This window comes from Microcella sp. (assembly GCF_030645145.1).
Lineage (GTDB): Bacteria > Actinomycetota > Actinomycetes > Actinomycetales > Microbacteriaceae > Microcella.
Genome location: NZ_JAUSMI010000034.1, coordinates 1 through 14,061, shown reverse-complemented (window position 1 = coordinate 14,061; position 14,061 = coordinate 1). Strand labels below are relative to the sequence as shown.

9 protein-coding genes and 2 pseudogenes are annotated in these 14,061 nt (G+C 70.9%); 4 read left to right on the top strand and 7 right to left on the bottom strand.

All coding sequences use genetic code 11. The annotated features are described in order from the left end of the window. Both Q7T15_RS02090 and pknB read left to right on the top strand, forming a co-directional pair. A pseudogene (locus Q7T15_RS02090) lies at positions 1 to 475 on the top strand (hypothetical protein); the annotation flags it as partial. 49 nt (positions 476 to 524) lie between these two features. After that, on the top strand, positions 525 to 2,492 hold the full coding sequence (pknB, locus tag Q7T15_RS02085) for a Stk1 family PASTA domain-containing Ser/Thr kinase (protein ID WP_304692795.1): 1,968 nt from the start codon (positions 525 to 527) through the stop codon (positions 2,490 to 2,492). A 28-nt stretch (positions 2,493 to 2,520) separates the two neighbouring features. On the opposite strand, the gene Q7T15_RS02080 is transcribed toward pknB, so the two are convergent. The 3 genes from Q7T15_RS02080 to Q7T15_RS02070 form a co-directional block, all read right to left on the bottom strand. Continuing rightward, on the bottom strand, positions 2,521 to 3,900 hold the full coding sequence (locus tag Q7T15_RS02080) for a class II 3-deoxy-7-phosphoheptulonate synthase (RefSeq protein WP_304692793.1): 1,380 nt from the start codon (positions 3,898 to 3,900) through the stop codon (positions 2,521 to 2,523). Positions 3,901 to 4,028: 128 nt separating this feature from the next. Then, positions 4,029 to 4,718 carry a 1-acyl-sn-glycerol-3-phosphate acyltransferase gene (locus tag Q7T15_RS02075; protein ID WP_304692791.1) on the bottom strand — a complete coding sequence of 230 codons (690 nt, stop codon included), beginning with the start codon at positions 4,716 to 4,718 and terminating at the stop codon, positions 4,029 to 4,031. Between the two features lie 43 nt (positions 4,719 to 4,761). Further along, positions 4,762 to 5,727 (bottom strand): ROK family glucokinase, encoded by a 966-nt coding sequence (locus Q7T15_RS02070; protein ID WP_304692789.1) that lies wholly within the window; start codon positions 5,725 to 5,727, stop codon positions 4,762 to 4,764. Positions 5,728 to 5,829: 102 nt separating this feature from the next. On the opposite strand from Q7T15_RS02070, the gene Q7T15_RS02065 reads away from it, so the two are divergent. Next, entirely contained in the window at positions 5,830 to 7,656 is a 1,827-nt protein-coding gene (locus Q7T15_RS02065; protein ID WP_304692787.1) for a long-chain fatty acid--CoA ligase, read from the top strand. A 53-nt stretch (positions 7,657 to 7,709) separates the two neighbouring features. Here Q7T15_RS02065 and def read toward each other — a convergent pair whose 3' ends face one another. The 3 genes from def to Q7T15_RS02050 form a co-directional block, all read right to left on the bottom strand. Beyond that, positions 7,710 to 8,210: a peptide deformylase gene (gene def / locus Q7T15_RS02060; RefSeq protein ID WP_304692785.1), complete on the bottom strand. Its 501-nt coding sequence runs from the start codon at positions 8,208 to 8,210 to the stop codon at positions 7,710 to 7,712. A 10-nt stretch (positions 8,211 to 8,220) separates the two neighbouring features. Further along, the gene (locus Q7T15_RS02055) at positions 8,221 to 9,528 is read right to left on the bottom strand and encodes a MinD/ParA family protein (protein ID WP_304692783.1); all 1,308 of its coding nucleotides are present in this window, start codon (positions 9,526 to 9,528) and stop codon (positions 8,221 to 8,223) included. Positions 9,529 to 9,608: 80 nt separating this feature from the next. Next, on the bottom strand, positions 9,609 to 13,007 hold the full coding sequence (locus tag Q7T15_RS02050) for a pyruvate carboxylase (protein WP_304692781.1): 3,399 nt from the start codon (positions 13,005 to 13,007) through the stop codon (positions 9,609 to 9,611). 119 nt (positions 13,008 to 13,126) lie between these two features. Between Q7T15_RS02050 and Q7T15_RS02045 the strand changes: the two genes are divergently transcribed. Then, positions 13,127 to 13,930: a ParA family protein gene (locus tag Q7T15_RS02045; RefSeq protein WP_304692779.1), complete on the top strand. Its 804-nt coding sequence runs from the start codon at positions 13,127 to 13,129 to the stop codon at positions 13,928 to 13,930. 13 nt (positions 13,931 to 13,943) lie between these two features. Here Q7T15_RS02045 and Q7T15_RS02040 read toward each other — a convergent pair. Beyond that, positions 13,944 to 14,061, bottom strand: a pseudogene (locus tag Q7T15_RS02040) (IS481 family transposase); the annotation flags it as partial.

The window sequence follows — 14,061 nt, the reverse complement described above, 5'->3', positions numbered from 1 at the left end:
GGAGGCGCCCGCTCCCGCCCCGGCGCAGCCGGCCCCGCCGGCACTCGCACCGAGCGCGCCCGTGAGCGGGAGCATCCAGCCCCTCAACGCGGAGGGCCGCGCTCACGCCGCCACGATCATCCAGGTCGGCCGCTCCCTCGGCGTCCCCGACTACGGCATCGTCATCGCCCTCGCGACCGCCATGCAGGAGTCGTCGATGCGCAACCTTTCGTGGGGCGACCGCGATTCGGTCGGCCTCTTCCAGCAGCGACCGAGCCAGGGCTGGGGCACGCCCGAGCAGCTGCAGGACACGGCCTACGCGTCGCGCCTGTTCTACGTCGGCAACGAGGGCTACACGCGAGGCCTCCTGGATATCCGCGGCTGGCAGTCCATGACCGTCACGCAGGCGGCGCAGGCCGTCCAGATCTCGGCCTACCCCGACCACTACGCCAAGTGGGAGACCTCCGCCTGGGCCTGGCTCTACGAACTGACCTAGGCCGTGTGGCGCCCGGCTCCGAGCGGGCTCGCGACCTAGACTGGGGCGGGTGAGCCCCTCGACGACCGACCCCATGATCGGGCGGCTCATCGACGGTCGCTACCACGTCCGATCGCGCATCGCGCGGGGCGGCATGGCCACGGTCTACCTCGCCACCGACCAGCGGCTCGAGCGCCTCGTCGCGGTCAAGATCATGCACGGCCACCTCGCCGACGACAGCCAGTTCACGGCTCGCTTCATCCAGGAGGCTCGGTCGGCCGCGCGGCTCGCGCACCCGAACGTCGTCAACGTCTTCGACCAGGGGCAGGACGCCGACTCGGCGTATCTCGTCATGGAGTACCTGCCCGGTATCACGCTGCGCGAGCTGCTCCAGGAGTACGGCGCGCTCACGCCGCAGCAGACGCTCGACATCGTCGAGGCGATCCTCTCTGGGCTGTCTGCTGCGCACAAGGCGGGCATCGTCCACCGCGACCTCAAGCCCGAGAACGTGCTCCTCGCCGACGACGGCCGCATCAAGATCGGCGACTTCGGCCTCGCGCGCGCCGCCTCGGCGGCGACCGCCGCGGGGGCGGCGCTGCTCGGCACGATCGCCTACCTCTCCCCCGAGCTCGTGACGCGCGGCGTCGCCGACACCCGCAGCGACATCTACGCGGTCGGCATCATGATGTTCGAGATGCTGACGGGCGAGCAGCCCTTCAAGGGCGAGCAGCCGATGCAGATCGCCTTCCAGCACGCGAACGACACGGTGCCCGCGCCGAGCGCGACGAACCCGAGCGTGCCCGCCGAGCTCGACGAGCTCGTCCTGTGGGCGACGGCGCGCGACCCCGAGCACCGACCGGCGGATGCCCGCGCCCTCCTCGAGCAGGTGGTCGAGACCGCGCGATCCCTCGAGACCTCGCTCTCGGCGACGGGCCCGCAGAAGACCATGGTGTTCACGACCCCGCTCGTGCCGCCGACGATCACCGCCGAGACGCAGGTGATCGGCTCGCTCGCGACCGCCGGCGCAGCCGGGGCGGCCGGAGCCACCACCGTCATCGGGCACTCGGCGACGGGCGAGCTCGCGCGCGCGACCGGCCGGCGACGCAAGCGGGGCTGGATCGCGTTCGCCCTCGTGCTGCTCCTCGCCCTCGCCGCGGGCGGTGCGGGCTGGTGGTTCGCGGCCGGCCCCGGCGCCCAGGTGACGATCGCGGATGTCCGAGGCCAGTCGCCCGAGGCGGCCGGTGCCGCACTGCTCGAGCAGGGGCTCCTGGTCGGCGCGGAGCCCGCGACTGCCCACGATCTCGAGATTCCGGCCGGGGCGGTGCTCGGCACTGATCCGCCCGCGGGCGAGGTGGTCCCGCGCGACTCGACCGTGACGCTCGTGGTCTCCCTCGGCCCGGAGCCGACGACCGTCCCCGCCATCGCGGGGCTCCCCGAGGCAGACGCGCGGACCCTCCTCGACGACGCGGGGTTCGTCGTCGCCGAGGAGGCCATCACCCAGGTCGACGGCGGCATCGCGCAGGGATCGGCGATCGGAATCGTCTCGATCGGCGAGGACGGCGCCGAGACGGGAATCGCCGAGGGCGCCGAGTCGTTCCGCGGCACCCCCGTGAGCCTCGTCGTCTCGCTCGGCCCGCTGCCCGATGTCGTCGGCGTCGAGCCGGGGACGGCGAGCGCGGCGTTCGAGGCGCTCGGCCTCACGGCGACCGTCGGGGGCGACTCCGAGTTCAACAACGACATCGCGGAGGGGCTCGTCCTGCGCGCGGTTCCCTCCGTCGACGAGCCCTTCCGGCCGGGCGACGCCTTCACCCTCATCGTCTCGCGCGGGCCGGATCTGGTCGAGGTGCCGTCCGTCGCCGGACTGACCATCCGCGAGGCCGTGGACACCCTCCAGGCCGCGGAGTTCGGCGTCGATGTCCGCACAGTGATCCCCGAGGATCAGTGGGACAACGGTCTGGCGATCGTGACGGGGACGGACCCGGACGGCGGCACGTTGCAGATCCGCGGCACCACGATCGTCGTCTTCGCCGTCTTCTAGCGACGGCGACGGCGACCGCGCGTCGGGCTCAGGCGCGCTGCGCCCTGCTGAGCTCCTCGGCGACGAGGAACGCGAGCTCGAGCGACTGCATGTGGTTCAGGCGCGGGTCGCACAGCGATTCGTAGCGCGTCGCGAGCGTCGCCTCGTCGATCATCTCCGAGCCGCCGAGGCACTCGGTGACGTCGTCGCCCGTGAGCTCGACGTGGATTCCGCCGGGGTGCGTGCCCGCCTCGCGGTGCGCCTCGAAGAAGCCCGTGACCTCGTCGACGACGTCGTCGAAGCGCCGGGTCTTGTAGCCGGTCGGCGTCGTGAGGCCGTTACCGTGCATCGGGTCGGTGACCCAGAGAGGCGTGGCGTCGAAGGACTTGATCGCCTCGAGCAGCGGCGGCAGGGCATCCCGGATCGTGCCGGCGCCCATGCGCGTGATGAAGGTGAGTCGACCCGGTTCGCGATCGGGGTCGAGGACGTCGATCAGGCGCTCCATGGTCTCGGGCGTCGTGGACGGGCCGAGCTTCACGCCGATGGGGTTGCGGATGCGGCGGAAGAAGTCGACGTGCGCACCGTCGAGCTCGCGCGTGCGCTCGCCGATCCAGAGGAAGTGGGCGCTCGTGTTGTACGGCGTGCCCGTGCGCGAGTCGATGCGCGTCATGGGCCGCTCGTAGTCCATGAGGAGTCCCTCGTGGCTCGAGTAGAACTCGACGCGCTTGAGCTCGTCGAAGTCGGCGCCCGCGGCCTCCATGAAGCGGATGGCGCGGTCGATCTCGCTCGCGAGGCCCTCGTAGCGCTGGTTGGCGGGGTTCGAGGCGAAGCCCTTGTTCCAGCTGTGGACCATGCGCAGGTCGGCGAAGCCACCCTGCGTGAAGGCGCGGATGAGATTGAGCGTCGAGGCGCTCGTGTGGTACCCCTTCACGAGCCGCGCGGGGTCGGCCTCCCGCGACTCGGGGGTGAAGTCGTAGCCGTTGACGATGTCGCCGCGGTAGGCGGGCAGCGTCACCTCGCCGCGGGTCTCGGTGTCGCTCGAGCGCGGCTTCGCGAACTGGCCGGCCATGCGGCCCATCTTGATGACGGGCATCGAGGCGCCGTACGTGAGCACGACCGCCATCTGCAGGATCGTCTTGACGCGATTGCGGATCTGGTCGGCGGTCGCGCCCGCGAAGGTCTCGGCGCAATCGCCGCCCTGCAGCAGGAAGGCGTCGCCGCGCGCGGCGCGCGCGAGTCGCTCGCGCAGCTGATCGACCTCGCCGGCGAAGACGAGCGGGGGCATCGAGGCGATCTCGGCCGAGGCCGCCGCGACGGCGGCCGGGTCGGGCCAGGCGGGCTGCTGCTTGATCGGGAGGGTGCGCCAATGGTCGAGCCCCGCGATGACGGCGGGATCGGCGGAGATGACGGGCTCGGTCGCATCGACCACGGTGGAACATCCTTCACAGCGACAGGAATCAGGGCAGGGGGCGGCTCCCTTGCCGCTGCTCCGAGCCTAGCCGAGCGCGAAGCCCGCTCAGCGCGCGGCCTGACGCGCCCGGACGGGCGCGGACGACCTCAGCGCACGTGCGCCGGGCGCTTGTCCTTCACGGTCGTCGCGTACACGTCGTGGTACTCCTGGCCGCTCAGCCGGTTGAGCTCGTACATGATCTCGTCGGTGATCGAGCGGAGCACGAACCGGTCGGACTCGAGCCCCGCGAACCGCGAGAAGTCGAGGGGCTCGCCGAAGACGACGCCGGGGCGCATGACCTTGGGGATGCGCACGCCGATCGGCATGACCTTCTCGGTGTCGATCATCGCGACCGGCACGACGGTCGCCCCCGACTCGAGGATCATGCGCGCGACGCCCGTGCGCCCTCGGTACATGACGCCGTCGGGGCTGCGGGTCCCCTCCGGGTAGATGCCGAGAGCGAACCCCTCGGAGAGCACGCGGAGGCCGGTGTTGAGCGAGGCCTCGCTTGCCTTGCCGCCCGAGCGGTCGATCGGCAGCTGCCCGCTCGCCTCGAAGAAGACGCGCGTGAGCCAGCCCTTGATGCCCTTGCCCGTGAAGTAGTCGCTCTTGGCCAGGAAGACGACGCGGCGATCGAGGACGAGCGGCAGGAAGATCGAGTCGACGAACGAGAGGTGATTGCTCGCGAGGATGACGGGGCCGGTGCGCGGGACGTTCTCGATGCCGCGCACCCACGGCCGGAAGACCGTGAGCAGGATGGGCCCGATGACGAGGTTCTTCATCAGCCAGTAGAACATCGTCGTCCCTCCCCGGTCGCCGTCGCGGTCGTATCCGACCACCCTAGCCCGCGGGCGACGCGCCGATGCTCGCGGCGTGGATGCGCGCGAGGTCGGCCGCGCCGACGACGCCGGCGTCGTTGACGAGCTCGGCCGTGACGAAGACCGGTTCGGGGTGGTAGCCGCGCGCCGGGAGGTGGGCGAGGTACGCCTCGCGGACGGGGTCGAGCAGCAGGTCGCCCGCGATCGAGACTCCCCCGCCGAACACGAACATCTCGGGGTCGAGCACCGCGGAGAGGCTCGCGCACGCCTGCCCGAGCCAGCGCCCGAGCTGCGAGAGTGCGTGCAGGGCGCCCGGGTCGCGCTCGGTGATGAGTGCGGCGAGGATGCTCCCGTCGAGCTTCCCGTGCTGCTCGCGCGCATCGGCGAGGGCCAGGCCGATGCCTCCGGCATCGGCGATCTCGTTCGCCATCCGCAGGAGCGCCCTGCCGGAGCCGTACTGCTCGATGCACCCGTGGGCGCCGCAGCCGCAGGGTAGCCCGTCGGGCACGACGCGCAGGTGGCCGAGCTCGCCCGCTGTGCCGAAGCCGCCGCGCAGGAGCCGGTCGCCCGTGACGATCGCGCCGCCGACGCCCGTCCCGATCGTGAGCATCGTCATGTCCCGCACGTCGCGCGCCGCCCCGAAGCGGAACTCGGCCCAGCCGGCGGCGTTCGCGTCGTTGTCGATCGTGACGTCGATGCCGAGCCGCTCGCGGAGGCGATCGCGGAAGGGCTCGTTGCGCCAGTTGATGTTGGGCGCGTAGTAGACGGTCGACTGCGCGGAGTCGATGAAGCCCGCGGCGGCGACGCCCGCGGCGATGACCTGCTGGCCCGCGCTCAGCCGCTCGACCATCTCCACGACGATGTCGACGATCGCGTGCGGGTCGCCCGCGGGGGTCGGGTGACGGTCCTCCGCGAGGATCGTTCCATCATCGCCGACAAGCGCGCCCGCGATTTTGGTCCCACCGATGTCGATTCCCACAGCATGCACGAAGAGAGAGTCTAGTGAGGCTCGACTCCCCTCGTCGGCCGCGGGCCGCGGGCTAGAGTGGTCGCACTGAACCCACCTGTTGACGGTGCCAAAGGAGTCCCCGTGCAAGAATTCGTCGTCCCGGCCGTCGTATCGCCCGATCCTGGAGCGAACGCGAGCGACCTGCTGGTCGACCGCGTCGCGATCGATCCCGACGCGCCCCTCTTCTCGCTTCCCACCGCCGACGGCGGCTGGAGCGACGTCACGGCCGGCGAGTTCCACGCCCAGGTCGTCGCGCTCGCCAAGGGCCTCATGGCGGCGGGCGTGCAGCCCGGCGACAAGATCGGCTTCATGTGCAAGACGCGCTACGAGTGGACTCTCGTGGACTTCGCGACGTGGTTCGCCGGCGCGGTGCTCGTCCCCATCTACGAGACGAGCTCGCCGAGCCAGATCCAGTACATCCTCGAGGACTCGGGCGCTCGCGAGCTCATCGTCGAGACCGCCGAGCACTTCTCGCGCTACGACGAGGTCGCCGGCGACCTCCCCCACGTGACCCGCGTCTGGCAGATGCACCTCGGCGACCTCGAGAAGCTCGCCGCCGACCCCGGCTCCGTGACCGACGAGCAGCTCGAGGAGCGCCGGAGCATCGCGGTCGGCTCCGACCTCGCGACCCTCATCTACACCTCGGGCTCGACCGGCACCCCCAAGGGCTGCATCGTCACCCACTCCAACTTCGTCGAGCTGTGCCGCAACGCCGCGGTGGCGATGAAGGAGGTCGTCGCCCCCGGGTCGTCGACGCTCCTCTTCATCACGACGGCGCACATCTTCGCGCGCTTCATCTCGATCCTCGCCGTCCACGCGGGCGCCAAGGTCGGCCACCAGGCCGACACCAAGCAGCTCCTCGCGGCGCTCGGCTCCTTCAAGCCGACCTTCCTCCTCGCCGTTCCGCGCGTGTTCGAGAAGGTCTACAACTCGGCCGAGCAGAAGGCGGAGGCCGGCGGCAAGGGCAAGATCTTCCGCCGGGCCGCCGATGTCGCCGTCGCCCACTCGAAGGCGCTCGACGCCGGCCACGTGCCGCTCGGTCTCAAGGTGCAGTTCGCGGTCTTCGACAAGCTCGTGTACTCGAAGCTCAAGACGGCGATGGGCGGCCGCGTGCAGTACGCCGTCTCCGGCTCCGCCCCCCTCGGCCCGCGACTCGGCCACTTCTTCCGCAGCCTCGGCATCCGGATCCTCGAGGGCTACGGCCTCACCGAGACCACGGCCCCGGCGACGGTCAACCTCGTCAACAAGTTCAAGATCGGCACGACCGGCCCCGCGCTCCCGGGCGTCGGTGTCCGCATCGACGATGACGGCGAGATCCTCGTCAAGGGCATCAACGTCTTCGGCGGCTACTGGAACAAGCCCGAGGCGACCGCCGAGGTCATGGACGGCGAGTGGTTCCGCACCGGCGACATCGGCTCGCTCGACGAGGACGGCTACCTGACGATCACCGGGCGGAAGAAGGAGATCCTCGTCACCGCGGGCGGCAAGAACGTCGCTCCCGCCGCGCTCGAGGACCCGATCCGTGCCAACCCGATCGTCGGGCAGGTCGTCGTGGTCGGCGACCAGAAGCCCTTCGTCTCGGCCCTCGTGACGCTCGACCCGGAGATGCTCCCCGTCTGGCTCAACAACAACGGCGAGGACGCGCAGATGCCGCTCACCGACGCGGTCAAGCACCCGAAGGTGCTCGCGGAGGTCCAGCGCTCGATCGACGCCGCGAACAGCCGCGTCTCGCGCGCGGAGTCGATCCGCAAGTTCACCGTGCTCCCGGTGGAGTTCACGGAGGCGAGCGGTCACCTGACGCCCAAGATGAGCATCAAGCGCAACGTCATCGTGAACGACTACGCATCGACGATCGAGGCCATGTACTCGGGCGCGCCCGCGACGCAGGGCATCTCGCTGCAGCAGTAGCCGTCACGCGGCTCGCGGGGCGTCGGACTCGGTCCGGCGCCCCGTTCGCGTCTCTACGAGCGGCCGAACCACTCCGTCTGGCGGATGGCGCGCATGGCCTCGCGCTTGACCTCCGGCTCGAGGCCCTCGATGTAGAGCTTCCCGTCGAGGTGGTCGGTCTCGTGCTGGAGCGCCTGAGCGAGCAGCCCCTCCCCCGCGATCTCGATCGGCGCGCCCTCGGCGTCGAGCCCGGTCACGCGCGCCCACGGGTGCCGCAGGCGAGGGAACCCGACGCCCGGGACCGAGAGGCAGCCCTCCTCGACGGGCTCGGCGTCGCCGCGGACCTCGGCGAGCACGGGGTTGACGATGTAGCTGAGCTCGCCGTCAATGTTGAGGCTGAACACGCGCAGCCCGACGCCGATCTGCGGCGCGGCGACCCCGGCCCGGCCGGGGACCTGGACGGTGTCGAGGAGGTCGTCGACGAGCATCCGGAGAGAGGCGTCGAACCGGACCACCTCGTCGGCGCGCGATCGGAGGACGGGGTCTCCGAAGAGACGGATCGGGCGGACGGTCATGGGGCGGTGCTCACGACTCCCGGTCGGGCATGCCGTCGATGACGATCGCGGCGAGCTCGCGCGCCGACTGGCGCGTGAGCGGGCGCAGATCGCTCCAGTGGATGACGGAGCCCGCGGCGAGCTGCTCGTCGTACGGGATCCGCACGATCTGGCGCACGCGCGAGGCGAAGTGCGCCTCGATCTCCTCGAGCTTGACGAGATTGGTGCCCTGCGTCGCCGTGTTGATGGCGACGACGGCGTTGCGGACGAGCTGGCCGTAGCCGTTCGCCTCGAGCCAGGTGAGCGTCTCGGAGGCGAGTCGCGCCTCGTCGACGCTGCCGCCGGAGACGATGACGATCGAGTCGGCGCGCTGCAGCGTCGCGCGCATGACGGAGTGCACGATGCCCGTGCCGCAGTCGGTGAGGACGATCGAGTAGTAGCGGGCGGCGAGGTCGGCGACGACGTTGTAGTCGTTCTCGTCGAAGGCCTCCGAGAGCATGGGGTCGGTGTCGGAGGCGAGGATGTCGAGGCGCGTCGCATCGCGCGAGACGAGCTTCGTGAAGTCGGTGAACCCCTGGATGCTCGCGGCGCGGTTGACGACGTCGCGCACGGTCGCGCGCGTCTGCTTCGTGACTCGCTCCGCGAGGGTTCCGCGGTCGGGGTTGGCGTCGATGGCGATGATGCGATCCTCGCGGACGGTGGCGAGGGCCATGCCGAGGAGGGTCGTGATGGTCGTCTTGCCGACGCCCCCCTTGCGGGTCAGGACCGGCACGAACCGCGCCCCGCCCTCGAGCACGGCGTCGATGCGCGCATCGAGCTCCTTGCGCGCGCGGACGCGGGCGGAGTCGCCGAGATTCACGCGCTTGAGCGTCGTGCGGTACACGAAGCGCTGCCACGCGCCCTCGGGGGCCGATCGGGGGCCGCGTCGCGGGTCGATGAGGCGATCGGCGGTGAGCATCGCGGCGGACTCGGGGCCGACATCCGCCCCCGCCATGCGCTCGCGGCGGGAGTAGTCGGCGATCGCGACCGAGCCCGTATCCGCCGGGCTCGCGGGCGTCGTGACGGCGACGAGGGCCGGCTCGGAGAGCGAGATCGACGTCGTGCCGCTCTCGAGCACCTCGATGACGGAGGGGTCGATGCCGGTGCCGACGAGCGCGACCGCGGTCTCGTCCTCCGGCGCCTCGTGCACCTGCGCGGGGAGCGCGACCTCGATCGTCAGGCTGTCGGGCAGCGCGGTCGCGAGGTCGTCGCCGCCGGTCGGCTCGAGGCCCTCGGCAACCGAGCGGGCGCGCCGGGGGACGACGTCTCCCTCATCGCCGGAGGCGCGGTCGGTCACCATTCACGAACCCTTCGTCGTTCTCGTGGACGGCTCAGTCTATCGTCCGAGCGTCGCACGCCCGGCGAAGGAGTGAATCGCGCTCAGTCGACGACGACGATGAGGTCGCCCGCCTCGACCTGCTGCGTCGAGGGGATGGCGAGTCGGCGCACGGTTCCCGACACGGGGCTCGTGATCGCGGCCTCCATCTTCATGGCCTCGATCGTCGCGACCGGCGCGCCCGCCTCGACCGCGTCGCCCTCCGCCACCTGCAGCGTCACGACTCCCATGAAGGGCGCGGCGATCTGACCGGGATGCGCGGGGTCGGCCTTCTCCGCCTGCACGGTGTCGACGGCGACGGCGCGGTCGCGGATCGTGACCGGGCGCATCTGCCCGTTGAGCGTCGCCATGACGCTGCGCATGCCCTTCTCGTCGGGCTCGCCGATCGCCTCGAGGCTCACGAAGAGGCTCACGCCGCGCTCGATCTCGATGACGTGCTCGACCCCCGGCTTGAGCCCGTAGAGGTAGTCGGGGGTGCTGAGCACCGAGAGGTCGCCGAACTGCTCGCGCACCTGCAGGAACTGCTGCGTCGGCTGCGGGAAGAGCAGCTGGTTGAGCATGAGGCGGCGCTCGTCGGTCGAGCCGTCGAGCTTCGCCTGCTGCTCGTCGGTGAGCGGCGTCGTGCCGATCCTCACCGTGCGGCCGGCGAGCACCTTGGAGCGGAACGGCTCGGGCCAGCCGCCCGGCAGGTCGCCGAGCTCGCCCGCCATGAAGCCGATGACGGAGTCGGGGATGTCGTACTTCTCCGGGTTCGCCTCGAAGTCGGCCGGGTCGGCGCCGGCCGCGGCCATCTGCAGAGCGAGGTCGCCAACGACCTTGGACGACGGCGTGACCTTCGTCGGGCGGCCGAGGATGCGGTTGGCCTCGGCGTACCAGTCCTCGATGAGCTCGAAGCGGTCGCCGAGCCCGAGCGCGATCGCCTGCTGACGGAGGTTCGAGAGCTGGCCGCCGGGGATCTCGTGATGGTAGACGCGACCCGTGGGGCCCGAGAGCCCCGACTCGAAGGGGGCGTACACGCGGCGCACGGCCTCCCAGTAGGGCTCGAGATCGCTCACGGCCTGGAGGCTCAGGCCCGTGTCGCGCTCGGTGTGCGCGAGAGCCGCGACGAGCGCCGAGAACGGCGGCTGCGAGGTCGTGCCGGCCATCGGCGCGCTCGCCACGTCGACGGCGTCGACGCCCGCGCGCGCCGCGGCGAGGAGCGTCGCGAGCTGCCCGCCCGCCGTGTCGTGCGTGTGGAGGTGCACCGGCAGATCGAAGCGATCGCGCAGAGCGGCGACGAGCTTCTCGGCGGCGCCCGCCCGCAGCAGTCCCGCCATGTCCTTGATGGCGATGATGTGCGCTCCGGCGCCGACGACCTGCTCGGCCAGCCGCAGGTAGTAGTCGAGGGTGTAGAGGTCCTCCGCCGGGTCGAGCAGATCGCCCGAGTAGCAGAGGGCGACCTCCGCGACCGTCGAGCCGGTGGCGAGGACGGCGTCGATCGCGGGCCGCATCTGGTCGACGTCGTTGAGCGCGTCGAAGATGCGGAAGACGTCGATGCCCGTCTCGGCGGCCTCGCGCACGAACGCCTCGGTCACCTCGGTCGGGTACGGCGTGTAGCCGACGGTGTTGCGGCCGCGCAGCAGCATCTGGATCGCGACGTTCGGGAGCGCCTCGCGCATCGACGCGAGCCTCTGCCACGGGTCCTCGCCGAGGAAGCGGAGCGCCACGTCGTAGGTCGCCCCGCCCCACGCCTCGACGCTCAGGAGCTCGGGCGTCATGCGCGCGACGTGCGGCATGACCTCGACGAGGTCCTTCGTGCGGACGCGCGTCGCGAGGAGCGACTGATGCGCATCGCGGAAGGTCGTGTCGGTCACGGCGAGCGGAGTCTGCTCGCGCAGCGCACGGGCGAATCCGACGGGGCCGAGCTCGAGCAGGCGCTGGCGCGAGCCGGCCGGCGCCTCGGCTTCGAGGTCGATCGTCGGGAGCTTCGTCGCGGGGTCGATCGCCGCGGCGCCCGCGCCGTTCGGCTGGTTGACCGTGATGTCGGCGAGCCAGTTCAGGACCTTCGTGCCGCGATCCTTGGAGATGTTCGCGCGCACGAGCTCGGGCCGCTCGTCGATGAACGACGTGCTCAGGTCTCCCGCCTGGAACTGCGGGTCATCGAGGACGGCCTGGAGGAACGGGATGTTGGTGGTGACGCCGCGGATGCGGAACTCGGCGAGACCGCGGCGGGCGCGCGCGACGGCGGCGCCGAAGTCGCGACCGCGGCAGGTCATCTTCGCGAGCATCGAGTCGAAGTGCGGCGAGATCTGCGCGCCCGAGGCGATCGTGCCGCCGTCGAGGCGGACGCCCGCCCCGCCGGGCGAGCGGTAAGTCGTGATCTTGCCGGTGTCGGGGCGGAAACCGCTGGCCGGGTCCTCCGTCGTGATGCGGCACTGCAGGGCGGCGCCGCGGAGGTGGATCTGCTCCTGCCTCAGGCCGAGCTCGGCGAGCGACTGGCCGTAGGCGATGCGCATCTGCGACTGGACGAGGTCGACGTCGGTGACCTCCTCCGTCACGGTGTGCTCGACCTGGATGCGCGGGTTCATCTCGATGAAGACGTGCTCGCCCTCGCGCTCCCCCGCGGTGTCGAGCAGGAACTCGACCGTGCCCGCGTTGACGTAGCCGATCGACTTCGCGAAGGCCACGGCGTCGCGGTACATCGCCTGGCGGACGTCCTCGTCGAGGTTCGGTGCCGGAGCGATCTCGACGACCTTCTGGTGGCGGCGCTGCACCGAGCAGTCGCGCTCGAAGAGGTGCACGGTCTCGCCGTGGGAGTCGGCGAGGATCTGCACCTCGATGTGCCGGGGGCGCACGACGGCCTGCTCGACGAACATCGTCGGGTCGCCGAAGGCGCTGTCGGCCTCGCGCATGGCGGCCTCGAGCGCGGGCCGGAGCTCGTCGCGGGTCTCGACCCGGCGCATCCCCCGCCCGCCGCCACCGGCGACGGCCTTCGCGAAGACGGGGAAGCCGATCTCGTCGGCGGCCGCGACGAGCACCTCGATGTCGGTCGTCGCGGGGCTCGACTTGAGCACCGGCACGCCCGCGGCGATCGCGTGCTCCTTCGCGGTGACCTTGTTGCCGGCCATCTCGAGCACGGCGCGCGGCGGGCCGATGAAGGCGATGCCCGCGTCGGCGGCGGCCTGCGCGAGGTCGGGGTTCTCGCTCAGGAAGCCGTAGCCCGGGTAGATGGCGTCGGCGCCGCTCTCCTTCGCGACGCGGATGATCTCGGCGACGTCGAGGTAGGCGCGGACCGGGTGACCGGGCTCGCCGATCTGGTACGCCTCGTCCGCCTTCAGGCGGTGCATCGAATTGCGATCCTCGAAGGGGAAGACGGCGACGGTTCGTGCGCCCAGCTCGTATGCGGCTCGGAAGGCGCGGATCGCGATCTCACCGCGGTTGGCAACAAGGATCTTCCGGAACATCGATTCCTCTCAGGGTGACCCGAGCAGGCCGAAGGGAGGCCCGCGATGGATCGTGGTGGCATACCGAGGTCGGCGCGTGGGCGCGCGCTTCAAGACTAGTGAAGGTAGGGTCGTTGATCGTGCACGTACTGAGCATCAGTTCCCTCAAGGGAGGCGTGGGGAAGACCACGGTGACGCTCGGGCTGGCATCCGCGGCCTTCTCGCGCGGTTTGCGAACGCTCGTCGTCGACCTCGACCCGCAGTCCGACGCCTCCACGGGGATGGACATCAATGTGGCCGGGCGGCTCAACGTCGCCGACGTCCTCGCCTCCCCCAAGGAGAAGACCGTCCGTCAGGCGATCGCCCCCTCGGGCTGGACCAAGGGTCGCTCCGGCACGGTCGACGTGCTCATCGGCAGCCCCAGCGCGATCAATTTCGACGGACCGCACCCGAGCATCCGTGAGATCTGGAAGCTCGAGGAGGCCCTCGCGCACGTCGAGGCCGACTACGACCTCGTCCTCATCGACTGCGCCCCGTCGCTCAACGCGCTGACGCGCACCGCGTGGGCCGCGAGCGATCGCGTCGTCGTCGTGACCGAGCCCGGGCTGTTCTCCGTCGCCGCGGCCGACCGCGCACTGCGCGCGATCGAGGAGATCCGCCGCGGGCTCTCACCCCGCCTGCAGCCGCTCGGCATCATAGTCAATCGCGCGCGCGTGCAGTCGATCGAGCACCAGTTCCGGATCAAGGAGCTGCGCGACATGTTCGGGCCGCTCGTGCTCGCTCCGCAGCTGCCCGAGCGCACGTCGCTGCAGCAGGCGCAGGGAGCGGCGAAGCCGCTGCACATCTGGCCGGGCGAGAGCGCGCAGGAGATGGCCCGGAACTTCGATCAGCTCCTCGAGCGCGTCATGCGCACCGCCCGCATGGGCGAGTACGCGCAGCGCTAGATGTACTCGGCAGTCACGTTGGTGACACTCGGCTGATCGGTGGTGCTCCGATGGCGGAGTGGATGCGTCGAGTGTTGTAGTGCTCCAGCCACGGCGCAAGAGCAGCAGCGCGAGCGTCGTTGGAGAGGAAC

What these genes read in the sequence shown, in the direction of transcription:
- Q7T15_RS02075 (WP_304692791.1), bottom strand. Translation starts at nt 4,718, where the DNA reads ATGTTCTACTGGCTGATGAAGAACCTCGTCATCGGGCCCATCCTGCTC.
- def (WP_304692785.1), bottom strand. Translation starts at nt 8,210, where the DNA reads ATGACCGTCCGCCCGATCCGTCTCTTCGGAGACCCCGTCCTCCGATCG.
- Q7T15_RS02055 (WP_304692783.1), bottom strand. Translation starts at nt 9,528, where the DNA reads ATGGTGACCGACCGCGCCTCCGGCGATGAGGGAGACGTCGTCCCCCGG.
- Q7T15_RS02050 (WP_304692781.1), bottom strand. Translation starts at nt 13,007, where the DNA reads ATGTTCCGGAAGATCCTTGTTGCCAACCGCGGTGAGATCGCGATCCGC.